Below are 22335 nucleotides of genomic sequence, written 5' to 3'. Positions count from 1 at the left end.
CCACGGGACCCGCCATGCCGCTCGACACCATCCGCCAGCAGATCCGCGCCAACTATCTTCCCGACGAAGACGAGGCCGTGAAGCGGCTGGCCGAGGCGACAGGGCTTTCGGCTGGGGATCGCGATGCGATCTCAGCGCGAGCCGCCGATCTGGTGCGGGCGGTGCGCGGCTCGTCCGATCCCCGGCTGATGGAGGTTTTCCTCTCGGCCTACGGCCTCTCCACCAAGGAGGGCGTGGCGCTGATGTGCCTGGCCGAGGCGTTGCTGCGCGTGCCCGACACCGAGACGATGGACGATCTGATCGCCGACAAGATCGCGCCGCATGACTGGTCGGCGCATTCCGGCGGATCGAGCTCGATCTTCGTCAACGCCTCGACCTGGGCGCTGATGCTGACCGGCCGTGTCCTTGACGAGGGCGAGGGCGGTATCGAAGGCACGCTGCGCTCCATGGTGCGCAGGCTGGGCGAGCCGGTCATCCGCAAGGCGGTGGCCGCCGCCATGCGCGAGATGGGCGAACAGTTCGTGCTCGGCCGCACCATCGCGGAAGCCGTCAAGCGCGGCCGGCCGATGACGCAGAAGGGCTACCTCTATTCCTTCGACATGCTGGGCGAGGCGGCCCGCACCGAGGCCGACGCGCTGCGCTACCACAAGGCCTATGCCGACGCGATTTCCTCGCTCGATGCCGGCTCCAACGGTCCCGACATCAGGCAGAACCACGGCATCTCGGTGAAGCTCTCGGCGCTGCATCCGCGCTACGAGGTGGCGCAGAAGGAAGAGATGCTGCCGGTCATGGCCGAGCGGCTGTTGTCGCTGGCACTCGCAGCCAGGCATTCGCGCATGGGTCTCAACATCGACGCAGAAGAGGCCGACCGCCTCGATTTGTCGCTGGATGTCATCGAGCGCGTGCTGGCCGAGCCGGAACTCGCTGGCTGGAACGGCTTTGGTGTGGTGGTGCAAGCGTACGGGCCACGCGCGGCCTTCGTCATCGACTGGCTCTACGCGCTGGCGAAGAAATACGACCGCACAATCATGGTGCGGCTGGTTAAGGGCGCCTACTGGGACACCGAGATCAAGCGAGCGCAGACGCTCGGACTTGCCGGCTATCCCGTCTTCACCCGCAAGGCCAACACCGACGTTTCCTACATGGCTTGCGCGAAGAAACTGCTTGGCATGACCGACCGCATCTACCCGCAATTCGCCACCCACAACGCCCACACCGTCGCCGCCATCCTGTCGATGGCCACGAACCGCGATTCCTTCGAATTCCAGCGCCTGCATGGCATGGGCGAGGCGCTGCACGAGACCGTGCGCCAGGCCGAAGGCACGCGCTGCCGCATCTATGCACCGGTCGGCGCGCATTCCGATCTTCTGGCCTATCTGGTGCGCCGCCTGCTGGAAAATGGCGCCAACTCCTCCTTCGTGCACCAGCTGACTGACGAGGATGTCGAGCCGGAAGACATCGCGCGCGATCCGCTCGAGACGGTGGAAAGCCAGGGTCCTGCTGCCAATCCGGCGATTGCCCGGCCTTCTCAGATTTTTGGCGTCGGTCGCCGCAATTCGAAAGGTTTTGACATCACCGACACGGTGACGCTGGCGGCCATCGACAAGGCCAGGGCGGCGTTCGCCGGGCCGGACCGCTGGCACGCCAAGCCGATCACCCGGGCTGCCGGCTATGGCAAGCCACGCCCGGTCGTCAATCCGGCCAAGCCCGATGAAGTGGTCGGAACGGTTCACGAGGCCGCCGCCAAGCAGGTTACGATTGCCGTGCGCATCGCTGTGGAAGCGCAACCGGCCTGGGCAAAGCGTCCCGTTGCCGAACGCGCCGCCATCCTCAACCGCGCAGCCGATCTCTACGAAGCCAATGCGGTCGAGTTCTTCGCGCTCGCCACCCGCGAGGCCGGCAAATCGCTGGCCGACGGGGTGGCGGAAGTGCGCGAGGCGGTCGACTTCCTGCGCTACTACGCCGCCGAGGCGGCCAATGCCGAGACCGGCACGCAGGCGCGCGGCGCGATCGTCTGCATTTCGCCGTGGAATTTTCCGCTCGCCATCTTCACCGGCCAGATCGCGGCAGCACTCGTTACCGGCAATTCGGTCATCGCCAAGCCGGCCGAACAGACACCGCTGATCGCCTTCCGCGCCGTCGAATTGCTGCGCGAGGCCGGCGTGCCGGAAGACATCATCCAGCTGCTGCCCGGCGATGGCCTGTCGGTGGGCGCTCCGCTGACCGCCGACCCACGCATTGCCGGCGTCTGCTTCACCGGCTCGACCGAGGTCGCCAAGCTGATCGAGAAGCAGCTGGCCGAGACCGCGGCACCCGACGCCATGCTGATCGCCGAGACCGGCGGTTTGAACGCCATGATCGTCGATTCCACCGCGCTGCCCGAGCAGGCGGTGCGCGACATCCTCGCCTCTGCCTTCCAGAGTGCCGGCCAGCGCTGTTCGGCGCTGCGTGTGCTCTACGTGCAGAAGGACGTCGAGAAGAAGATGCTGGAGATGCTGAAAGGCGCCATGGAAGCGCTCAACATCGGTGATCCCTGGCGGATTTCGACCGATGTCGGTCCGGTCATCGACGATGACGCGCAGTCCTCTATCCGTGACTATTGCACCAAGAAGGGTCTCGAGGGCCGGCTGATCGCCAAGCTCGAGGCGCCGAAGGACGGGCGCTTCGTCGCACCGCATGTCTTCCGAGTCAAAGGCATAGAGGAGATGGAGCGCGAAGTCTTCGGGCCGGTACTGCATGTCGCCAGCTTCGACGCCGATGAGATCGACGCGGTGATCGCCGCCATCAACCGCAAGGGCTATGGCCTGACGTTCGGCCTGCATACCCGCATCGAAGGCCGCGTCCAGCATTTCGTCGACGGCATCCATGCCGGCAACATCTACGTCAACCGCAACCAGATCGGCGCCGTCGTCGGCTCGCAGCCCTTTGGCGGCGAGGGGCTGTCCGGCACCGGGCCGAAGGCCGGCGGCCCGCACTATCTGCGCCGTTTCCGCAAGGGGCCGGAAGCCGGTACGGAAGTTGGCGATGGCCACAAGGTGACGGCGACCGAACTGGCCGACAATCTGCCCGATCCGGCCCTCGGCGGCTGGTCGACGCGCCCGGACCGGATCGCCATCCTGAGGAAGCATTTGCGCGGCAAGGGCGCGGCTGCCATCGGCGCCGCTGCTGGCATCGATTTCGGTCAGGTCGACCTGCCCGGGCCAACCGGCGAGGCCAACACGCTCTCGCTGTCGCCGCGCGGCCGCGTGTTGTGCCTGGGGCCGGATGCCGAGACGCTGCTTGCCCAGACGATCCAGGCGCTCGCCGCCGGCAATGCGGTGCTGGCCGTTGCCCCAGGGGCGCCGGCCGCATTGTCGGCGCTGACCGGCAAGGGCTTGCCGCTAGCCGCTATCGATGGGCGTCCCGATCCGGTCGAGGCGCGCTCGCTGCGCGTCGATGTCGTCGCCTTTTCGGGCACGCCGGAGGCCGCGCGCATCGTGCGCAAGGTCATCGCCGACAGGACTGGCCCGATCGTGCCGCTGGTCAGCGAGGTGCTCAACCCGGCCGCCTATGCGCATGAGCGCGCGGTCTGCGTCGACACCACGGCCGCGGGCGGCAATGCCAGCCTGCTTGCCGCGGCCTAGTTCAGCCTATTCTCAGGCGCCCTCGACGACCGAAAAGCCCTCGAATTGCGGGTGGCCGAGATAGTGCACCTTCGTCGTGCCGACATTCCTGTGCGCGGCGCGGAAATTCTCCGACTTGGTCCAGGCGACGAAATCGTCCTGGCTCGCCCACACCGTGTGCGAGGCAAACAGTGTGTAGCCTTCGGTCTCGTTGACCGGGCCGCGCAGCAGATGGAATTCCCGAAAACCCTTCATCTCGGCAAGGCTGGAATCGCGGTTCTTCCACACGGCCTCGAAATCGGCTTCCGAGCCGTTCTGCACCTTGAAGCGGTTCATGGCGATGTACATGGGGTTCCTTTCTGAATTGGTGGACTGCTGCGATTGAAGGATGCGGGTTGGCCGCTCTCAGAACGGACCGATCGCACCGGTGAATTCCAGACTGTTGCCGACCTTTGGTGGGATCGGAGGGAAAGGGGCCGCCTTGCGAACGAAACCAAGCACGATCTGGTCGAAAGTTGCCGAGCCCGAGCTTTCGACGACACGCAGCTCATCGATGTTGCCCTGCCGGCCGATGACGAAGGTGACAACGGTGTTGCTGCGCGCCGTCGCTTGCAACGAAGGCGGCACTGCTCGATAGACGCGGCCAAGTTTGCTGATGACGTCGCTTCGGTAGCTGGACTCAGTGGCGGCCCCCGCCTCGTTCTGCCTTCTGCCCTTGCTGGCTGCCTGAGCCAGCCGATCCTGCCCATCTGCCGTGCCGCGCTTCTCATCCGCTGCTTTTGCAGGGGCGGCGGCCGGAGTTGGCCTGGCGCTGGGGATCGGCGGTTGCTCGGGAACGGCGACAGGCATCTCAGCGGTCTCGGCCTGGACGCTCGGCTGTGCCGGTGTTTCGGCCCTGGCAGCCAAACTCTGGTCATCAGGGTGCGGGGTCGCCGCCACCAGTATGTCCGGTGTTGCCGCAGGCTGTTTGACAGCTTCCGGCAAAGGTTTGGGCGGCGGCTTGGCTGCTTCCGGGATGGGTTGGGGAGTTTGCTTTGCAGCTTCCTGCTCGGGCTGCGAGGGTTTTGTCGGCGGCACCGGTCTGGCCGCCGGCTCCGGTTTGGTCGGCTGCGGTTTGGGCTCCAGCGTGACATTGATTGCTGCCGGATCCTTGTCCAAAGCGGTGCCGGCCACCTTGTCGCCTGCGTGATCGCTGCCTTCCGGTTGCTCCGCATTCCTGGAATCGAATGTGCCGGCGGGCGAGATAAGAAAGAATGCCGCCATGGCGGCGTGAAGCAGGCCGGAGACGACGAGGGCAATCGGCCATCGGGCCGCCGGCCGCGCGGCTGCAAGCGGCTCGGCCGGCGCTATCGCCAGCTCGCTGCCAGCGTCGGGGAGGGGACTGATTTCCTGCATGTCGCGGGCCGGAAATTGCAGCGGCCAGCGGGCAAAAGTCAAATCAAGATCGTTTGCCCCTGGCGTCAGCGATCCGTGGCCGGCCAGCGGCCAGGCAACGGTATTTGCTGTGAATGCGGGGTGCAGTCCCAAAGCCGTTCTCAGACGCCGAAGGCGATGCCGGTCTTGGTGTCCGTCTTCAGCCTGCGCATGCAGGCGGCCGGTTCGACGCCGGCGCCTGCGCATTCGGTCGCGCTGTTGATCAGCACGCGGCTGACCTTGGTGCAATCGGTGCCGGCGAGATCAAAGCGGGTCACCTTGGTCTTGCCTGCCGTCAGGTCCTTGAAATCGAGCACGGTCAGCCGGTCGACAACGCCGGCCTCGTTGAACAGGGCGATCTCGAAAGCCGCCTTGGAGAGGTCGGCACCGAGATTGTTGTTGACCAGGAAGGTCAGCCGGCAGCCCTTGTCGGAGGGTTGCGCGGCATCGAGCTCCAGGGTCAGCGCGGGGGCCGGCGCGGGCCCCTTCAGCCCACGCCGAAACCATCGCAAGCGACATCGCCAACGTCGAGGGCAGCAGACGAAGGGATGTCGTCAAGCTCGCCATGCCATCAGCCTCCAAATCGCATTGTTGCCGCCAGTTTCAGCGTTATGCCCGGCTCATAGACCGCGACTGTCGTGCTGCCGTTCAGCGGGTTGGCGTATTTGACGTCGAACAGATTGTCGGCGCGGAAATCGACCTTCAGATTGTCTGTCGCCTGGTAGGTGGCGAAGGCATTGACCAGCGTGTAGTCCTCGGCCACCGCATTGCCCTTTGGTTTGCCATTGTACTGAACCTCACCACCAACGGTCAGCTTGTTCTCGAGGAAGCGCAGCCCGAGCTGGGCGGTGACCTGGGAGGACGGGATGGTGGCGAGATCGGCTTCCACACCCTTGTAGGAAATGGTGTGGCCATTGGTGATCGAGGCCGAAAGCCCGGCATAGCCCCATCCGGCGTCGTAGACGCCTTCCAGCTCAAAGCCGTCGATCTTGGCCTGGGCGAAATTCTGATACTGGAAGCAGATCGGAATGCCGGGCCCGAACGGGCAGCCGCTGCCTGGAGCGAACGGCGACAGGGTCACGCCATCGATATAATCATCGACATTGTTGTGGAAGTAGGCCGCCTTGACGCGAAGCGCGTCACCGGATTCGAAGATGTCGTTCTGCCTGTAGTTGATGCCGAATTCCGTCGTCTTGCCGGTCTCAGGCCGCAGATTGGGATTGGGCAGGAACGGGAAGGTGACGCCCGCCGGGTGGTTGCCGCTGATCAGCGTCTCCGTCAGCGACGGCGACCGATAGCCTTCGGCGTAGGTGCCGTAGAATTGCAGGCCGGCAAGGCCGGCGCTTTCGAACGGCGAGACGCCGACGGTGATGCGCGGCGACAGCCGGTCGCCCGAGGTCTCGCGCGTGCTGTCCTTCAGGCTGTAATTGTCGTAGCGCAGTCCGGCGATGACTTCGAGCCAGTCCCAGGTGAGCTTGTCCTGGACATAGGCGCCGGACACGTTGCGCTTGCCCGAAGGCGTGTAGAAACTGTCGCCGCCGGCCGTACCGCCCGTCTTCACATCGTCGCCGACCCAGTCGCCGCCAAAGGTCAATTCGTGGGCGATGCCACCTGTTTCGAAGCGCGATGTGTTCCAGATGTCGATACCCGTGGTGCCGACGTCGAAAGTCGATTGCGACCCCGCCGGCAGGACAGTGGGAAGACCCGTTATGGGATCAAACCGTTTTTGCGGGACAAGGCTGGTCAGGTCGAGATTGGTCTTGTTGTACGAGGTGTTGATGTGGAGATCGAGCCAGCTCTTGTCCTCGTCCGTGATGTTGTAACGGGCGGTGAACGTGTTCGACTTCAGGTCGACGTCGTTGACCGGCACGCCGCCGCTGGTTTCGTCCCAGCCGTCGCTTGAGCCGACCCAGCCCAGCTTCAACTCGCTGTTCTCGGTCGGCCGGATGCTGGTCTTGAGCAGGCCGCTCAGCACGTCGAAGCCGGTGCCGTTGACGGTGTCGCCGCCGCCATCCTTGTAGTTGTCGTAGTTGCGGTAGACGATGTTGCCGAGTGTGTCCCAGTTCTCGTTGAAACGGTAGGCGCCGGTGGCGCTGGTGGTCCAGCCCTTGCCGTTGCTCTCATAGCGTCCGGTTACCGAAGCCCCCCATGTTTCCTCCGGCTTGAGGAAGTCCGCGGCGTCCTTGGTGTCGAAGAAGATGACGCCGCCGATGGCGCCCGATCCATAGGTGTTGGCGACCGGACCACGGATCACATCGACGGATTTGACGAGTTCGGGGTCGATGTAGAAGGTCGACTGGGTGCCATGGTCCGAACGCTGGAAATCCTGGCGTGCGCCATCGACGATGACCGCGACGCGGCCGAAATCCTGGAGGCCGCGAATGTTGATACTGGTGCTGACGCGTCTGGCGTCGGCCTGTGTCGCGACACCGGGCACACCCAGCAGCATCTCGTTCGGCGTCGTCGCCATGCGGCGGGCGAGTTGCTCCTGGTCGACATGGCTGGCCGAGGCCAGTGATTCGATCGCTGTTTCGCCGGTGCGGCTGATAACCAAAATCTTGTCGAGCAGCGTTGCGCCCGCAGGGGCAGCTTTTTCCTGGTCAGCCTGCTGCGACTGATCCGTCTGCTTGCCCGCCGGCTGCGTTGCCTGTTGTGCATGCGCCGATGGTGCCGACAGGGCGATCGCCGCCACGCTCGCCAACAAGGCCGCCACACCGTTCGCCGCCGACCGGCCGCGCAGTTGCCAGTTCAAAAACCCCATGCCCCAACTCCAGATTCCAGGTTTCGTGCTGGCTGGCCTGGGGCTCGCTGGCATTTTTCATCGTGTCCGGCGTCTTAAATGTTGACTCGTTTACTCCGGTATTGCACTGACTAGTAAACATGATTATTCAAGTCAAGAAATGAATCGGCAATTTCGCAATGCCTAGCCAGGTGCCCGGCACAGGAAAGGGATCGACCCAGATGAACACGCACAATCCCAACGATTTTCGCTATCGCGTCCGCCGTTCCGATGATGCCTCCAGCCGCTTCGATCGGATCCCGCTGGCGGTGCGAACGCTCTCCAGCAACACGCTGTTCCAGGGCGAGCACGAGATCGGCATCGAGCATCATGGCGCACTCTACCGGCTGAAGATCACCCGGCAGGGCAAGCTCATTCTCAACAAGTAAGGCAAGGCAGTAGGGGTAAGACATGGACCAGCGCGTAAAACCCGCCCCGCATGAAATCCGTCGGGCACGGACAGAATATCCGAAATCGCGGGAGCGTGACCTGGCCGCCCAACTCGGCATTTCGGAAGCCGAGTTGGTCGCCGCGCATTGCGGCGACGGCGTCGTTCGCATCGAACCGCGCGTCAACGACCTCTTGACCGGGCTCGAGGCGGTCGGCGAGGTGATGGCGCTGACCCGCAACGAAAGCGCCGTTCACGAAAAGATTGGCGTCTACGACAAGGTCGTTGCCGGCAACCACAATGCCATGGTGCTTGGCGAGAATATCGACCTGCGCATCTTCCCGAAGGTCTGGGCGCATGGCTTTGCCGTGGAGAAGCGCGACGGCGACGAGATCCGCCGCAGCCTGCAGTTCTTCGACGGGGCGGGCGAGGCGGTGCACAAGGTGCATCTGCGGCCGGCCTCCAGCCTCTATGCCTACCAAAAGCTGGTCGCTTCGCTGGAATCGTCCAACCAGGAACCGACGATCGCCATCTCCGGGCATGCCTCCGATAATGAGGGCGAGGCCACGGCGACGACCGCCAACCTTGACGATCTGCGCGACCGCTGGAGCCGGCTGACCGACGTGCACCAGTTCTTCGGCATGCTGAAAACGCTCAAGCTCAGCCGCCGTCAGGCGGTGCGCATGATCGGAACGGACTATGCCTGGCTGCTCGACAATGACGCGGTCCGCGCCATGTTTCATCACGCCGCCGAAGGCGAACTGCCGATCATGTGCTTCGTCGGCAACCGCGGCTGCATCCAGATCCATTCCGGACCGGTCAAGTCGATCAAGCCGATGGGGCCGTGGATCAATGTGCTGGATGAAACCTTCCACCTGCATTTGCGCACCGACCACATCCATGAAGTCTGGGCGGTGCGCAAGCCGACCAAGGATGGCCATGTCACATCGCTCGAGGTCTTTGGCGCCGAAGGCGAGATGATCATCCAGTTCTTCGGCAAGCGCCATGAAGGCGAAAGCGAGCGCGACGATTGGCGGTTCCTGGCCGAGAACCTGCCGCGTATTCCGAGCCCGACGGCAGCGTGAGGAACAGTGTGATGCGGTTTTTCCCGACCCTGCCGGCGATGCGCCTATCGATGCTTGCGCCGATCGTCGGCCTTTCCGTTGCCGCGCTGCAGCCGGCCGGCGCCGCCGAGGGCGTCTCGGTCTTCTCCGATCCGTCGAAGATCGCCGCCATAGGCGGTTCGATCACCGAAATCGTCTATGCGCTTGGCGAGGAGAAACATCTGGTGGCGCGCGATTCCACCAGCAATTATCCGAAAGCGGCGCTCGCCTTGCCCGATGTCGGCTATATGCGCGCGCTGTCGCCGGAAGGCGTGCTGTCGGTCAATCCGACCGGCATCCTGGCGCTGCACGGCAGTGGCCCCAAGGAAGCCGTCGACGTGCTGAAGAAGGCCAGCATCCCCTTCATCGAGGTGCCTGAACATTATAGCCACGACGGCATCCTCGAGAAGGTCCGCATCGTCGGCAAGGCGCTTGGCGTCGATGCCAAGGCCGAGGTGCTGGCCAAGGAACTCGATGCCAAGCTGATATCAGCCGAAAAGCAGACGGCGTCGATCAAGGAGCGCAAGCGCATTCTGTTCGTGCTGTCGGTACAGGGCGGCAAGATCCTGGCGGCCGGCAGCGAAACCGCAGCCGACGGCATGGTCAAGCTGGCGGGCGGAGTCAACGCCGTCGACGGTTTCTCCGGCTACAAGCAGATGTCCGACGAGGCAATCATCACCGCCAGGCCCGACGTGATCCTGATGATGAGCAATGCCGGGCCGCCAGTGTCGGACGACGAATTGTTCGGCAACCCGTCTGTTGCCTCGACGCCGGCAGGGGTCGCGCGCAAGCTGATCCGCATCGATGGCGGCTATCTGCTCGGCTTCGGGCCGCGCACCGCCGACGCCATTCACGACCTCGCCGTCTCGCTCTATGGCGCTGAAGTCACGGACTGAGCGGGCGGATCATGGTCGATCAATCGATCGCCGGCCCGGTGAAGGTGATGGCGAATGCATCCGAAGGCGACCGCTCGGGCCGCGCCCGCATCGTCATCCTGTTGCTGTGCCTCGGGCTCGCGGCCGCCATATCTTTGTCGCTCACGTCGGGGGCATCAGATGCTTCGGCCGTCAGCGTCCTCGGGGACTGGCTGCTTGGGGCCATTCCGAGCGATGCGGCGCTGAGCACCCGTGACAGCCTGATCATCTACGACATCCGTTTGCCGCGCATCATCCTCGGCATGCTGGTCGGTGCGGCGCTCGCGGTCTCGGGCGCCGTCATGCAGGGGCTGTTTCGCAATCCGCTGGCCGATCCCGGCCTGATCGGCGTTTCCGCCGGCTCCAGCCTCGGCGCGGTGGCCATCATCGTGCTCGGCATCACGGTGCTGGCGCCGGTGACGGCCTTGCTCGGCACGCTTGCGCTGCCGCTGGCGGCTTTCTTCGGTGGCCTTGCCTCGACCCTGGTGCTTTATCAGGTCGCGACGCGACGTGGCCAAACCTCGGTCGCCACCATGCTGCTCGCCGGCATCGCGCTGGCAGCCCTTGCCATGGCGTTGACGGGCATCCTCATCTTCATGGCCGACGATCGCCAGCTGCGCGACCTGACATTCTGGTCACTCGGATCGCTGGGCGGCGCGACATGGGCGAAGATCGGTTCAGTCGGGCCGATCATTATACTGGCGCTAGGGGCGATGCCTTTCCTGGCGCGCGGCCTCAATGCGCTGGCGCTGGGCGAGGCGACCGCCGGCCATCTCGGCATACCGGTGCAGCGGCTGAAATACACGGCGATCATCGGTGTCTCGGCGGCGGTCGGCGCCTCCGTCGCGGTCAGCGGCGGCATCGGCTTTGTCGGCATCGTCGTGCCGCATCTGCTGCGGCTGCTGATCGGTCCGGACAATCGCTATCTGCTGCCTGCCTCGGCGCTGCTCGGTGCCTCGCTGCTGCTGTTGGCCGATGCCGTTGCACGAACCGTCGTGGCGCCGGCCGAATTGCCGATCGGCATCGTCACCGCGATCGCGGGCGCGCCGTTCTTCCTGTGGATCCTGCTGCGCAAGCGCGGCGTGGTCGATCTCTGAGACCTATGAGGCGTTGATGATCGAGGCAAGGGATGTTTCCGTCGATATCGCCGGCAAGCGCATCGTCGGCGGTGTCGATTTCGACGCCCGGCCCGGCGAAGTCGCGGCCATCGTCGGTCCTAACGGTTCGGGCAAGACGACCTTCCTGAAGGCTTTGTCGGGCGAGTTCGCCTACACCGGGCGCATCGCGCTCAACGGCCATAACCTTTCATCGATGAGGCCGGCCGAGATGGCGGTGCATCGCGCGGTGCTGCCGCAGGCGACGACGCTGTCTTTCCCGTTCACCGTGCGCGAGGTGGTCAAGCTTGGCCTTGTCGGCGGGCGCTCCGGCGCCTTGCCGGGCGAGGATGCGCGGCTGCCGGAGCGGGCGCTGGCGCGCGTTGACCTCGACGGTTTTGCCGGACGTTTCTACCAGGAGCTTTCGGGCGGCGAGCAGCAGCGCGTCCAGCTTGCGCGCGTGCTGTGCCAGGTCTGGGCGCCGGTGCTCGACGGCAAGCCGCGCTACCTGTTCCTCGACGAGCCGGTTTCCAGCCTCGACATCAAGCATCAGCTGATCATCATGAACATCGCCCGTGATTTTGCCAAAAGGGGCGGGGGCGTGGTCGCCATCCTACACGACCTCAATCTGACAGCCATGTATGCCGACCGGATCTTCGTCATGCATCGCGGCCGGCTCGTGGCCACCGGTTCACCACAGGACGTGCTGAGCGATGAGCTGATCGAAAAAGTGTTCGATTGCGGGCTCAGGGTCGGCGTGCTGCCGGTCGGCAACATGCCGTTCGTGTTGCCTCAATCAGCGGTCTATTGATATTCAGGTGAGGCCGGCCTGCGAATGGCGGTTTCGTGCACTTCCGGTACTCACGTCCCCAAACGTACGCTCCGTTCCGGTTCTCGGAACCCGCCGTTCTCGACTCGGCCTGACCTGAATCTCAACAGACCTACCCAGACGCGGGGAGACTTGCTCACGCGGCCGGGGCGCGGCGCTCCAGCATGTCGATGCCGAGCAGGTTGCGCACGTTCGGCCTTGCCGCCACCATGTCCGCGATCGTGTAGCGGGCGAGCACGGCGAAGAAGGCGTTGAGGGCCTCGCGCAGCGCCGAATTCAGCGCGCAGCTGTCGACCAGCGGGCATTCGGCGGCATCGTTCTCGAAGCATTCGGCCATGGCGAAGCTTTCCTCGGTAACGCGCACGACGTCGAAGAGGCTGATCGCCTCAGCCGCGCGGCCAAGCCTGACGCCGCCATTCCGGCCGCGCACCGTCTCGACCAGTCCATTCTCGACCAGCGGCTGCAGGATCTTGAACAGGAACAGTTCCGACACCGAATAGGCGGCCGCGATTTCGGGAATGCGGCTCAACCGGTCATTGTTGGCGGCACAGTACATCAGGATGCGCATGGCATAATTGGTCTGGCGTGTAAGCCGCATTTCGTCCTCACTACGCGCCGGCGCGGTGCAACCACGCCGGATTCCTGAACTTAGCCGCCGCGGCTCTGATCCCGGAGCTTCGGATTCGCCGCGCTGGCCTCGATCCGAATATGGCCTATACCTTGGAACAATTCCAGACTAGCCAGGCATCATAGATGAATATTCTCGTCAACTTTATGTGCGCAGCCCGGCAAAACGCTGGGAAAACCGGCCACAACGGGCATTCCGGCTGATGAAACCCTAGATAGGCCCGAGATCGACCAGAGATCGACCAGAGATCGACGAGGAGCAGTTCATCCATGTCACAATCGGCTCCGTCCCTGGCGCCTGTCCGTTTCGATGCTGACGCGGCCGTCAAGCTCTCGGCGTTGCGCCGCACCAAATTCATCGCCACGGCGGCGCTGGGGCTTTGCGTGCTGGTGTTCGCCTTGGCCAAGTCGTTCCAAAGCACCTATCCGTGGCTGGGGTTCGTCGCCGCCTTCGCCGAGGCGGCGACCATTGGCGGTCTTGCCGACTGGTACGCGGTGGTGGCGTTGTTCAGGCGCCCGCTCGGGCTGCCGATCCCGCATACCGCCATCATCCCGGAAAACCAGAATCGTATCGCCGACAATCTCGGCCGCTTCATCGAGGCCAATTTCCTGGCGCCTGAGCCGGTGCGGGAAAAGCTTGCCGAGGTCGATTTTGCGGCACTCGTCGCCGATTGGCTGACCGATGCCGAACGCGCCGCCGGCCTGTCGCGCTTCGTCGTTCGGCTGGTGCCGCAGACACTTGCCGCGGTCGAGCAGTCCGGCCTGCGCGGCTTCGTCACCAGCCGCATGCTCGAGCAGATCGAAAAGGTGCCGCTGGCGCCGCTGGCGGCGGAACTGCTGTCGGCGCTTACCGATGACCGCCGTCATCAAAAACTGTTCGACGAGTTCATCAAGGTGGTCGGCCGCTTCCTCAACGACGAACAGGCGCTGGCGACGATGCGCGAGAAGATCCGCGAGGAGCTGCCGTCGCTGTTCAACCTGTTCAGGGCCGATGCCTATCTCCTGAAGAAGATCGTCGCCTCGGCGGGTTCCTTGCTCGACGAGGTGCGCGCCGATCCCGACCACCCGATGCGCGCCGAGTTCGATCGTTTTGCGCAAGGCTTCGTCGAGCGACTGCGGACGTCCAGGCAATATGCAAAGCGTGCCGAGAAGATGAAGCATGATTTCCTCGCCCGACCTGAAGTCAGGGCGCTGGCCGGCGACATGTGGCAGAGCCTCAGCCTGTTCATCGAGCAGGATGCCAAGGCGCCGAATTCGGTGATCCGGGCGCATCTCGCCAACATGTTCGTCGAGGTCGGCCGCCATCTCGCCGGCGATGCGCAGATCCGGGCCGACATGAACCAGGGGTTCGTCGTGGCGCTGGCCTCCTTCGTCGAAAGCCAGAAGAGCGGTGTGTCGAAATTCATCGCCGATCAGGTCAAACGCTGGGACCTGGCGCAACTGACGCGGCTGATCGAGATGAACATCGGCCGGGACCTGCAATATATCCGCTTCAACGGCATGATCATCGGCGGGCTGGCGGGTATCGTCCTCTACACGATCGAGCTGCTGCTCCCGGTCAATTGATGCGCATTGATCGTCAGGCCCGTCTTCGAAATGGACACACGGCAGCCGAGTGCTATGCTCTCGGCGAGGGTATCCGCATTTGCGGCTAAGGGGAGACATCATGGCAAAACAACCGGAATCCGATTCCTTCATGGACATGTTCGGCAGGTTCGGCCGCGACCTGAAGGTGCCCAATGTCGATGTCGAGGCGATCCTTGCCCATCACCGCAAGAACCTCGAAGCGTTGGAGAAATCGGCGCGAGCCGGCGCCGCCGGCGCGACCTCGCTGTTGTCGAGGCAGCGTGAACTGCTGCAGGACACACTGCGCGAAATCGCCGACATGGCGCAGAGCTACCGCGCGCCGGGCAATCCGCAGGAACTGATGACCAAGCAGACGGAGTTTGCCCGGAAATCGTTCGAGGCGGCGCTTAAGAATGCCGGTGAAGTGGCTGAACTGGCTCGCAAATCCGGAACCGAATCGATCGAAATCCTGCGTGCACGCATCAAGGAGGCGATGGAGGAAATCCGCGCCGGCTACGGGCAGAAATAGGCTTCCGCGGCCTGTCGTTTCGTCTTCGGCGGGACATGCCGGTTTGCAGTTTCGCAACCCTGCGCATAGTTGCATTCGCGCCACGTTATAAGCGTCGGCGCCCCTGGAAGGTGCGAAAATCCGAATTCGGCCTGCCATTGCGCGGCAAGGCATGGCACGGTTCAGCCGGAGTTCGACGGAACCGATTCACAAGGGGTGAATTGACAGGGGCCATCCGTTCGTGGTCCGGAGGCACGGCAAGCGATCGGGAAAGCAGGAATGAACGAAATACGGCCTAAAACGCCGCCGACCTATGAGCAGTTGAGAACGATGTCCGGGCAGGAGCTCGGCGTCTCGGAATGGACCACGGTCGATCAGGACCGTATCAACCAGTTCGCCGAATGCACCGGCGACCACCAATGGATCCATGTCGACCCTGAACGCGCGCGGCGACAAAGCCCGTTCCGCACCACGATCGCGCATGGCTATCTGACGCTGTCGATCATCGGCGCGCTGGCGCTCGGCATGGGCATCGTGCCGGAAAACACCCAGGCCGCCTTCAACTATGGCTTCGACAAGGTGCGTTTCCTGGCGCCCGTGAGGGTCGGCGCCCGCATCAGGCTGCGTACGGTCCTGCTTTCCATGGAAGACAGGGGGCCCGGCCAATATCTGATGAAGGCAGCCAATACCGTCGAAATCGAAGGCGAGGAAAAGCCGGCGCTGACGGCGGAAACGCTGGTCATGCTCTATGAGCGCCGCAAACGGGCAGGGGCCTGAGAGCCTGCTTGGAAATTCTACTCTGGCGGCCATCTGATGGCGTTTTCTGCGCTTCCGGTGCTCACGGACCAAAAGTCCGCTGCGCTCCGGTTCTCGAAACCACCACCATATGACTCGCCAGAGCGAATTTCGAAACAGTCTCTGCGCGGCATCTGACGGACATTACGCTTCCATCGCCAAGCAGATCGTGCCTCATGAAACTACGGACTCCACGCGACCTGCGACACGGGCCGAGAGCAGCGCGAGCAGCAATGCCACCAGCGCCAGCGCCGTTGCCGTCTCGAAGGTGACCTGCATGCCACGGGCGGCTGCGGCGGAACTCAGAACATCCTGTCCTGTTCCTTGTCGGGCACCGGCCGATGCAACCGCGAATATGGCGCCCATCACCGATGCGCCGGTGACGAGGCCGAGATTGCGCGACAAATTGAGCAGGCCTGATATGACGCCGCGTTCGCCGGCGCCGATACCGCTCATGACGGCCGCATTGTTGGAAGTCTGGAACAGGGCGTAACCGAAACAGGTGACGGTGATGGGAACGGCATAGCTGGCAATGCCGAGTCCGGTCAGCGCAAGCGACAGGAGGAATGTGCCCGTGGCGAGGCTGAGCAAGCCTGCGACCATCATCCTGTGGGCTCCAAAGCGATCGGAGAGCCGCCCGGCCAGCAGCGCCGACAGGGCCGACACAAGCGGCCCGGTCGAAAGCACCAGGCCGACCATCGCGGCATCGAGCCCTAGTCCGCGCGACAGATAGAACGGCGCGACCACCAGGGTCGCCATCATCACCGTGGCGACGATCAGGCTCATGACCAGGCTGGCGCTGAGCCGCTGATCCCGGAAGCTGGCGAGTTGGACCAATGGGTTCTTCACCCGTTTCTGGGCGACGGCGAATAGACCGATGCCGAGAGCGGTAGCGGCCAGCAGGCCGATGTTGAGCGCACCGAAATGGCCCCGGCCAAGCGTCATGGCCAATGCATAGGCGGCCAGCGTCAGCGCCAACAGGACAGTGCCCATCGCATCGAACTTGCCTTGAGCGGCCTGCGCGTTCTTGTTACCGGCTGGCAAGGCACGCCAGGCGAGGGCGAAGGTCAGCAGGCCCAGCGGGACATTGACCAGGAAAATCGCGCGCCAGCCGAGGCCGGCGATCAGCAGGCCGCCGAGCGAAGGGCCTAGCGTCGTGCCGATCGCCGACATGGCGCCGAGCAGACCCATGGCGCTGCCGGTCCGTTCCTTGCTCACCGTCTCCGCGACAAAGGCCAGCGTCAGCGCCATCATCAGCGCCGCGCCCAGCCCCTGCGCGGCGCGTGCGGCAATCAGCAGCCACAGCGTCGGCGCCAGGCCGCAGAGCACCGATGCCGATGTGAACAGCGCGATGCCGCCGAGCAGCAACGGCCGGCGCCCGAACATGTCAGCCAGCCGCCCGGCGCTGACGATCAACGTGGTGATGGCGAGGAGATAGGCCAGAACCACCCATTGCACGGCCTGGAACGACGCTCCGAACGTCTGCATCAGCGAGGGCAGCCCGACGCTGGCAATGCTGGTTCCCAGCGACGACAACAGCGTGGCGAGCGACAGGCTTGCCAGCGCCCAGGCGATCGATTGGTTCTGTTGCGGAGCGGACACCAGTCCAACCTGATTTTGCGCGGCGACTGCCATGCGATCTCCTTTCCGTTCGCTCCGAAAGCGGAGCCAATGGTGATCTAGTCTCGCAGCTGATATGGCGGAAGGCGCAGCATTTGCATCATATCAGTGCATAAGACGCCATATCATGCTAGGATCCGCAAATGACGACGCCCGATCTCAATCTGCTCTTTGCTCTCGACGTGCTGCTGGCGGAAGGCAGCGTGGCCCGCGCAGCACGCCGTCTGCGGCTCAGCCCCTCGGCGATGAGCCGGACGCTGGCGCGGCTGCGCGAGGCAACGGGCGATCCTCTGCTGGTGCGGGCCGGCCGCGGCCTGGTGGCGACGCCGCGCGCGGAGGAGTTGCGCCGCCAAGTCGGTCCTGTCGTCCAGGACGCGGAGGCGCTGCTGCGCCCAGCCGAATTGCTTGATCTTTCAAGCCTGGACAGGGTGTTCACGCTGCGCACCAACGACGGGTTCGTCGAGGAGTTCGGGCCTCGTCTTGTTGCCCGCATCGGGGCCGAAGCGCCTGGCGTGCGGCTGCGTTTCGCGCCGAAGTCCGACAAGGATGTGATGTCGCTGCGCGAGGCGGCGATCGACCTGGAAATCGGCGTCGCCGGCGAAACCGGACCCGAAGTGCGCATCCAGGCGCTGTTTCGCGACCGCTTCATCGGCGCTGTCCGATCAGGCCATCCCTTGAGCGAAGGCGCAGTGACGCCCGAGCGCTATGCGGCGGGCCGGCACATCAGTGTTTCGCGGCGCGGCCGCGAGAAGGGACCGATCGACGAGGCGCTGGGCGGGCTTGGCCTGCAGCGGACGGTGGTGTGCATGGTCTCGGGTTTCTCGGCCGCGCTCGCCATGGCGCGCGCTTCGGAACTGATCGCCAGCGTGCCCGAGCGGCACACGGCCGGCGCGCGCGCCGGCATGCACAGTTTTCCGCTGCCGGTCACTACGGTGGAAGTCACCATTTCGATGCTCTGGCATCCGCGCCTCGATGCCGACCCGGCGCAACGTTGGTTGCGTGACTGCGTGCGGGAGGTCTGTGCAAGTCGCTGAGATCAGCGCGCCATTGCCGCCTCGAGCACCTTGAAGATCCGCTGATCTTCGCACTGGGCGACGTTGAAGCGCAGGAAACGGCTGGCCGTCCGCGACAGGCTGAACGCGTTGCCGGGCGCCAGCACGACATTGTCGCTGAGCGCCCGGCGTGCGACTTCGGCCGCGTCAACGCCGTCGGGCAGGCCGCACCACAGGAACAGACCGGCCGGCTGGTCGATCCACGGCGTGATGCCGATCGCCCTCAGCCGGGCGACGGTCTCGGCCATGGCGCGCGCGAGCCTGGCGCGCAGCAGATCCATGTGCTTGCGGTAGCTGCCATCCTTCAGCAGCATCAGGACCAGTTCGGCGGCCAGCCGTCCGCCGCCGAAGGTCGTGGCGATTTTGAGGTCGGTCAGGCCCTCGATCCAGTCGCGGGGCGCTGCGATGAAGCCGCAGCGCACCGACGCCGACAGCGTCTTGGTAAAACTGCCGATCTGGACGACGCGGTTCAGGCCATCGAAGGCCGCCAGCCTCGGGGCAGGGGCATGTTCGAAATCGGCGAAGATGTCGTCCTCGACAATGGTCAGGTCCGACTGGTCGGCGAGCTTCAGCAAGCGGTGCGCGGTGACCGGCGACAGGATCGCGCCGGTCGGGTTGTGGATGGCGGCGTTGGTGATGTAGAGGCGCGGCCGATGCTCGGCGAGCGCATGCGCGAACAGTTCGATATCTGGCCCAGACGGTGTGTAGGGAACGCTGACCACCTTGGCGCGGTGGGCGCGCAGCAAAGCGTGGAAATTGAAATAGCAGGGGTCGTCGACCAGCACCGTGTCGCCGGGCTCGATCAGGAGCCGGCACAACAGGTCGATGGCCTGCGTGCCCGAGTCCGTCAGCATGATCTGTTCAGGCGAGACTTCGATGCCATGCCCGGCCATGCGCCGCGCCAAGAGTTGCCGCAGCGGCGGCAGGCCAAGCGGCGTGCCGTAATCGGCAAGCGCGGCATCGTCGGCGCGCGCTGCCGTGCGCAGTGCCCGCCGCAGCGCGGCCTGCGGCATCCAGGAGGCCGGCAGCCAGCCGCAGCCGGGTTTCAACACCTCGTCGCCGGCATCCAGCGACTGGCGCGATACCCAGAGCGGATCGACGGCACGGTCGAGCCGGGGACCGATCTCGGCCAGCGACAGCGGCGCCAGCGAGCCGGCGGCATAGAAACCCGAGCCCCGCCGGGAGCGGATCGTGCCCTCGGCGACGAGCCGCTCATAGGCTTCGACCACGGTGGATTTGGACACCTGCATGGATTGGGCGAAGGCGCGGATCGACGGCAACCGGGCTCCCGGTGTCAGGCTGCGCGCGGCAATCCGCTGGCGAATGGTCGCCATGACGCTTTCGACCAGAGTGGGGGTACCCAGGGTTCGCGCGCCATCAGTTTCCAAGGCGAGGCCAGTCATCTGTACTGCTCAATATGCCATTACAGTTTCGTGAAATTGTACCGCATTGTCTCTAGCCGCGCCATGGGCATCCGCCCGATAGAGGGCGAAAGCAATGGAGCGTGCAATGGACAAGACCGCGAGCGGCTGGGTGAACGGATTTATCGGCGTGCTGATCTTCTCGGGCTCGCTGCCGGCGACGCGTGTGGCGGTCATGGATTTCGATCCGACCTTCGTGACATCAGCCCGGGCCGCGATTGCCGGACTGCTTGGGCTGGCGATGCTGCTGCTGTTTCGGGAGAAACGTCCGCAGCGCGGCGATCTGGTGTCGCTGGTGATCGTGGCGCTGGGCGTGGTCGTCGGCTTTCCCTTGTTGACCGCCTTGGCGCTCAAGCACATCACCTCGGCCCATTCCATCATCTTCATCGGCCTGCTGCCGCTGGCGACCGCGATCTTCGGTGTGCTGCGCGGCGGCGATCGTCCTCGTCCGGCATTCTGGTTGTTTTCGTGCATCGGCAGCGCGCTGGTCGCGGGCTTCGCGCTGACGCAGGGCGTGACCGCCTCGCCGGTCGGCGACGGCCTGATGCTCGCCGCCGTCGTCGTTTGCGGCCTGGGCTATGCCGAGGGCGCCGCGCTGTCGCGCAGGCTCGGCGGCTGGCAAGTGATCTGCTGGGCGCTGACGTTGTCGCTGCCGATCATGCTGGTGCTGAGTTTCGCGACCCTGCCGCAATCCTTTGCCGCCGTCGGCTCCCACGCCTGGATCGGGCTCGCCTATGTCTCGCTGTTCAGCATGCTGATCGGCTTCGTCTTCTGGTACCGCGGCCTGGCGCAAGGCGGCATCGCGGCGGTCGGCCAGTTGCAGTTGTTGCAGCCCTTCTTCGGCCTGGCGCTTGCGGCGAGCCTGCTGCACGAGCAGGTCAGCCCGCTGATGGTGGTCGTCACGCTCGGTGTGGTGGCGTGCGTATTCGGCGCAAAGAAGTTCGCGCGGTAGTTCGGGAAGCGAGCCCCGCGCCTAGAACTTCGTCACCACCCCGATACCAATGCCCTCGAAGCCACTCATCGCCATCAGCGCTGCGGGCGCCTCGTCGAGGCTGATCTTCTTGCCGACCAGCAGTTCGGGCTTGAGCTTGCCGTTGCGGATCATGTCCATCATCGCCTGGTAGCGGTAGGCCTGCATGCCGTGGCTGCCGAGGATTTCGAGTTCGTAGGCGATGATCTTGTCCATCGGCACTTGCGGGCGGGCGTGCTCGCCCAGCATCAGGCCGACCTGCACATGGCGGCCGCGCCGGCGCAGATTGGCGATCGAGTTGAACGAGGTGGTGGGGTGGCCGAGCGCGTCCATCGACATATGGGCGCCGCCATTGGTGATTTGCTTGACCGCCTTGACCACATTCGGCGTCGTCGACGCATTGATGGTCGCGACGGCGCCGATCTTTTTGGCGAACTCCAGCTTCTCGTCGGTGAGGTCGATGGCGATCACATTGGCGCCCATCGAACTGGCGATCATGATTGCCGACAGGCCGACGCCGCCACAACCATGCACCGCCACCCATTCGCCGGGCTTGACTCGCCCTTGGTCGACAATGGCGCGAAACGAGGTGACGAAACGGCAGCCGAGGCTGGCGGCGGTGGCGTATTCCATCTCCTCGGGCAAGCGCACCAGGTTGGTGTCTGCATGTTCGATGCCGACATATTCGGCGAACGAGCCCCAGCCCGTGAAGCCGGGCTGCGTCTGGTGCTCGCAGACCTGATGATTGCCCGACGTGCATTCGAAACAGCGGCCGCAGCCGACGGCGAACGGCACCGTCACGCGGTCGCCGGCCTTCCAGCGGCTGACCTGCTTGCCGGCGGCGACGACGACGCCCGCCAGTTCATGTCCAGGCACATGCGGCAAGGTGATGCCGTCATCATGGCCCATCCAGCCATGCCAGTCGCTGCGGCACAGCCCCGTCGCCTCGACCTTGATGACGACGCCATCGGCAGCCGGCTTCGGATCGGAGACGGTCTGGATCGTCGGCGCTTCGCCGAATTTCTCGAAGACGACGGCTTTCATCGGTCACTCCACCCTGTGCATTGTCCGGGGAAACGATAGCCGATTCCCCAGCCGGTCAAGCGGAAATCGATTCCGCCAGCTTGGCCAGTCCGCCGAACCGGCCAGGGCGCTCAGCTGTTTTCCCGGTTGCGGAAATCGGCGAGCCTCGTGTCGCCGGGGACCAGCCGCCGCCCGTCCTCGGCGTGCACCTCCAGGCGCCTGATCGGCCGACCGCTCTGCGTATCGACCATGAAAGTGTAGGGCTCGCCCGGTCCGGAGAAATAGGTCTCGCCCCATTGCCGCAAGGCGACCAGGACATAGAACAGGCCGCGCCCTTTTTGCGTCAGCACATATTCGTGGTGCGCGCTGCCGTCGGGCGCGGGAACCGTTTCCAGTATGTCGTGTGCGACCAGATTGCGCAGCCGCGCCGACAGGATGTTCTTGGCGACGCCGAGGCTCTTCTGGAACTCGCCGAAGCGGCGCAAGCCGTCAAAGGCATCGCGCACGATGAGCAGCGACCACCAGTCGCCGATCGCGTCCAGCGGCCGCGCGATCAGGCAATCCGCTTCGTGGTGGCTCGTTCGTTTCACCATAGCAATCGTTGGTCCAGATAGATCATTCTGGTTGCAAG

The 22335-nt window shown here is 64.6% G+C and carries 19 protein-coding genes and 1 pseudogene; 11 read left to right on the top strand and 9 right to left on the bottom strand.

Features of this window, described 5'->3' with window-relative positions; all coding sequences use genetic code 11:
* Positions 1-14: 14 nt before the first annotated feature.
* Complete coding sequence (gene putA / locus AB4Z43_RS01950; RefSeq protein WP_441935618.1) at positions 15-3623, top strand: bifunctional proline dehydrogenase/L-glutamate gamma-semialdehyde dehydrogenase PutA; 3609 nt, start codon at positions 15-17, stop codon at positions 3621-3623.
* Between the two features lie 12 nt (positions 3624-3635).
* On the opposite strand, the gene AB4Z43_RS01945 is transcribed toward putA, so the two are convergent.
* From AB4Z43_RS01945 to AB4Z43_RS01930, 4 genes and pseudogenes are all read right to left on the bottom strand, one after another.
* A complete protein-coding gene (locus tag AB4Z43_RS01945; protein WP_019858631.1) occupies positions 3636-3950 on the bottom strand; it encodes an antibiotic biosynthesis monooxygenase family protein in 315 nt (104 codons plus the stop codon).
* Positions 3951-4007: 57 nt separating this feature from the next.
* Positions 4008-5039, bottom strand: a complete 1032-nt coding sequence (locus tag AB4Z43_RS01940) for a TonB family protein (protein WP_441935615.1) — start codon at positions 5037-5039, stop codon at positions 4008-4010.
* Positions 5040-5137: 98 nt separating this feature from the next.
* Positions 5138-5582 (bottom strand): annotated as a pseudogene (locus AB4Z43_RS01935) (hypothetical protein).
* 4 nt (positions 5583-5586) lie between these two features.
* Positions 5587-7776, bottom strand: coding sequence for a TonB-dependent hemoglobin/transferrin/lactoferrin family receptor (locus AB4Z43_RS01930; protein WP_441935613.1), 2190 nt, complete (start codon positions 7774-7776; stop codon positions 5587-5589).
* A gap of 200 nt (positions 7777-7976) precedes the next feature.
* Between AB4Z43_RS01930 and hemP the strand changes: the two genes are divergently transcribed.
* The 5 genes from hemP to AB4Z43_RS01905 are packed head-to-tail and all read left to right on the top strand — an operon-like array spanning position 7977 to position 12104.
* On the top strand, positions 7977-8183 hold the full coding sequence (hemP, locus tag AB4Z43_RS01925; protein WP_038647321.1) for a hemin uptake protein HemP: 207 nt from the start codon (positions 7977-7979) through the stop codon (positions 8181-8183).
* 22 nt (positions 8184-8205) lie between these two features.
* Positions 8206-9267 (top strand): hemin-degrading factor, encoded by a 1062-nt coding sequence (locus tag AB4Z43_RS01920; protein ID WP_441935611.1) that lies wholly within the window; start codon positions 8206-8208, stop codon positions 9265-9267.
* A gap of 11 nt (positions 9268-9278) precedes the next feature.
* A complete protein-coding gene (locus tag AB4Z43_RS01915) occupies positions 9279-10181 on the top strand; it encodes a heme/hemin ABC transporter substrate-binding protein (protein WP_019858625.1) in 903 nt (300 codons plus the stop codon).
* 11 nt (positions 10182-10192) lie between these two features.
* The gene (locus AB4Z43_RS01910) at positions 10193-11296 is read left to right on the top strand and encodes a FecCD family ABC transporter permease (protein WP_019858624.1); all 1104 of its coding nucleotides are present in this window, start codon (positions 10193-10195) and stop codon (positions 11294-11296) included.
* Positions 11297-11312: 16 nt separating this feature from the next.
* The gene (locus AB4Z43_RS01905; protein ID WP_441935608.1) at positions 11313-12104 is read left to right on the top strand and encodes a heme ABC transporter ATP-binding protein; all 792 of its coding nucleotides are present in this window, start codon (positions 11313-11315) and stop codon (positions 12102-12104) included.
* A gap of 154 nt (positions 12105-12258) precedes the next feature.
* On the opposite strand, the gene rirA is transcribed toward AB4Z43_RS01905, so the two are convergent.
* The gene (rirA, locus tag AB4Z43_RS01900) at positions 12259-12720 is read right to left on the bottom strand and encodes an iron-responsive transcriptional regulator RirA (protein WP_019858621.1); all 462 of its coding nucleotides are present in this window, start codon (positions 12718-12720) and stop codon (positions 12259-12261) included.
* A gap of 299 nt (positions 12721-13019) precedes the next feature.
* On the opposite strand from rirA, the gene AB4Z43_RS01895 reads away from it, so the two are divergent.
* From AB4Z43_RS01895 to AB4Z43_RS01885, 3 genes are all read left to right on the top strand, one after another.
* Positions 13020-14315: a DUF445 domain-containing protein gene (locus tag AB4Z43_RS01895; RefSeq protein WP_019858620.1), complete on the top strand. Its 1296-nt coding sequence runs from the start codon at positions 13020-13022 to the stop codon at positions 14313-14315.
* A gap of 100 nt (positions 14316-14415) precedes the next feature.
* Entirely contained in the window at positions 14416-14844 is a 429-nt protein-coding gene (locus AB4Z43_RS01890) for a phasin family protein (RefSeq protein WP_027046931.1), read from the top strand.
* 258 nt (positions 14845-15102) lie between these two features.
* Positions 15103-15600, top strand: a complete 498-nt coding sequence (locus tag AB4Z43_RS01885) for a MaoC family dehydratase (RefSeq protein ID WP_019858617.1) — start codon at positions 15103-15105, stop codon at positions 15598-15600.
* A gap of 192 nt (positions 15601-15792) precedes the next feature.
* Here AB4Z43_RS01885 and AB4Z43_RS01880 read toward each other — a convergent pair whose 3' ends face one another.
* Positions 15793-17253 carry an MFS transporter gene (locus AB4Z43_RS01880; RefSeq protein WP_441935605.1) on the bottom strand — a complete coding sequence of 487 codons (1461 nt, stop codon included), beginning with the start codon at positions 17251-17253 and terminating at the stop codon, positions 15793-15795.
* A 128-nt stretch (positions 17254-17381) separates the two neighbouring features.
* Between AB4Z43_RS01880 and AB4Z43_RS01875 the strand changes: the two genes are divergently transcribed.
* Complete coding sequence (locus tag AB4Z43_RS01875; RefSeq protein ID WP_019858614.1) at positions 17382-18272, top strand: LysR family transcriptional regulator; 891 nt, start codon at positions 17382-17384, stop codon at positions 18270-18272.
* Between the two features lie 2 nt (positions 18273-18274).
* On the opposite strand, the gene AB4Z43_RS01870 is transcribed toward AB4Z43_RS01875, so the two are convergent.
* Positions 18275-19693: an aminotransferase-like domain-containing protein gene (locus AB4Z43_RS01870; protein WP_069092342.1), complete on the bottom strand. Its 1419-nt coding sequence runs from the start codon at positions 19691-19693 to the stop codon at positions 18275-18277.
* Positions 19694-19799: 106 nt separating this feature from the next.
* On the opposite strand from AB4Z43_RS01870, the gene AB4Z43_RS01865 reads away from it, so the two are divergent.
* The gene (locus tag AB4Z43_RS01865) at positions 19800-20663 is read left to right on the top strand and encodes a DMT family transporter (protein ID WP_027046929.1); all 864 of its coding nucleotides are present in this window, start codon (positions 19800-19802) and stop codon (positions 20661-20663) included.
* A gap of 21 nt (positions 20664-20684) precedes the next feature.
* Here the strand turns inward: AB4Z43_RS01865 and AB4Z43_RS01860 are convergent, their stop codons facing one another.
* Positions 20685-21725: a zinc-dependent alcohol dehydrogenase family protein gene (locus AB4Z43_RS01860; RefSeq protein WP_019858611.1), complete on the bottom strand. Its 1041-nt coding sequence runs from the start codon at positions 21723-21725 to the stop codon at positions 20685-20687.
* Between the two features lie 110 nt (positions 21726-21835).
* A complete protein-coding gene (locus AB4Z43_RS01855; RefSeq protein ID WP_441935601.1) occupies positions 21836-22297 on the bottom strand; it encodes a winged helix-turn-helix transcriptional regulator in 462 nt (153 codons plus the stop codon).
* Positions 22298-22335: the final 38 nt, after the last annotated feature.

The sequence above is a fragment of the Mesorhizobium sp. 2RAF45 genome, assembly GCF_052115225.1.
Taxonomy (GTDB): domain Bacteria; phylum Pseudomonadota; class Alphaproteobacteria; order Rhizobiales; family Rhizobiaceae; genus Mesorhizobium; species Mesorhizobium jarvisii.
The sequence above is the reverse complement of the archived record's forward strand: the minus strand, read 5'-3'. Positions and strand labels throughout refer to the sequence as shown.

Excerpts from the sequence above, each read along its gene's own strand:
- AB4Z43_RS01895 (WP_019858620.1), top strand. The coding sequence starts at position 13,020 with ATGTCACAATCGGCTCCGTCCCTGGCGCCTGTCCGTTTCGATGCTGAC.
- AB4Z43_RS01875 (WP_019858614.1), top strand. The coding sequence starts at position 17,382 with ATGACGACGCCCGATCTCAATCTGCTCTTTGCTCTCGACGTGCTGCTG.
- AB4Z43_RS01905 (WP_441935608.1), top strand. The coding sequence starts at position 11,313 with ATGATCGAGGCAAGGGATGTTTCCGTCGATATCGCCGGCAAGCGCATC.
- putA (WP_441935618.1), top strand. The coding sequence starts at position 15 with ATGCCGCTCGACACCATCCGCCAGCAGATCCGCGCCAACTATCTTCCC.
- AB4Z43_RS01945 (WP_019858631.1), bottom strand. The coding sequence starts at position 3,950 with ATGTACATCGCCATGAACCGCTTCAAGGTGCAGAACGGCTCGGAAGCC.
- AB4Z43_RS01910 (WP_019858624.1), top strand. The coding sequence starts at position 10,193 with ATGGTCGATCAATCGATCGCCGGCCCGGTGAAGGTGATGGCGAATGCA.
- AB4Z43_RS01865 (WP_027046929.1), top strand. The coding sequence starts at position 19,800 with ATGGACAAGACCGCGAGCGGCTGGGTGAACGGATTTATCGGCGTGCTG.
- AB4Z43_RS01870 (WP_069092342.1), bottom strand. The coding sequence starts at position 19,693 with ATGACTGGCCTCGCCTTGGAAACTGATGGCGCGCGAACCCTGGGTACC.
- AB4Z43_RS01880 (WP_441935605.1), bottom strand. The coding sequence starts at position 17,253 with ATGGCAGTCGCCGCGCAAAATCAGGTTGGACTGGTGTCCGCTCCGCAA.
- rirA (WP_019858621.1), bottom strand. The coding sequence starts at position 12,720 with ATGCGGCTTACACGCCAGACCAATTATGCCATGCGCATCCTGATGTAC.
- AB4Z43_RS01930 (WP_441935613.1), bottom strand. The coding sequence starts at position 7,776 with ATGGGGTTTTTGAACTGGCAACTGCGCGGCCGGTCGGCGGCGAACGGT.
- AB4Z43_RS01860 (WP_019858611.1), bottom strand. The coding sequence starts at position 21,725 with ATGAAAGCCGTCGTCTTCGAGAAATTCGGCGAAGCGCCGACGATCCAG.
- AB4Z43_RS01915 (WP_019858625.1), top strand. The coding sequence starts at position 9,279 with ATGCGGTTTTTCCCGACCCTGCCGGCGATGCGCCTATCGATGCTTGCG.
- AB4Z43_RS01885 (WP_019858617.1), top strand. The coding sequence starts at position 15,103 with ATGAACGAAATACGGCCTAAAACGCCGCCGACCTATGAGCAGTTGAGA.
- AB4Z43_RS01855 (WP_441935601.1), bottom strand. The coding sequence starts at position 22,297 with ATGGTGAAACGAACGAGCCACCACGAAGCGGATTGCCTGATCGCGCGG.
- hemP (WP_038647321.1), top strand. The coding sequence starts at position 7,977 with ATGAACACGCACAATCCCAACGATTTTCGCTATCGCGTCCGCCGTTCC.
- AB4Z43_RS01890 (WP_027046931.1), top strand. The coding sequence starts at position 14,416 with ATGGCAAAACAACCGGAATCCGATTCCTTCATGGACATGTTCGGCAGG.
- AB4Z43_RS01920 (WP_441935611.1), top strand. The coding sequence starts at position 8,206 with ATGGACCAGCGCGTAAAACCCGCCCCGCATGAAATCCGTCGGGCACGG.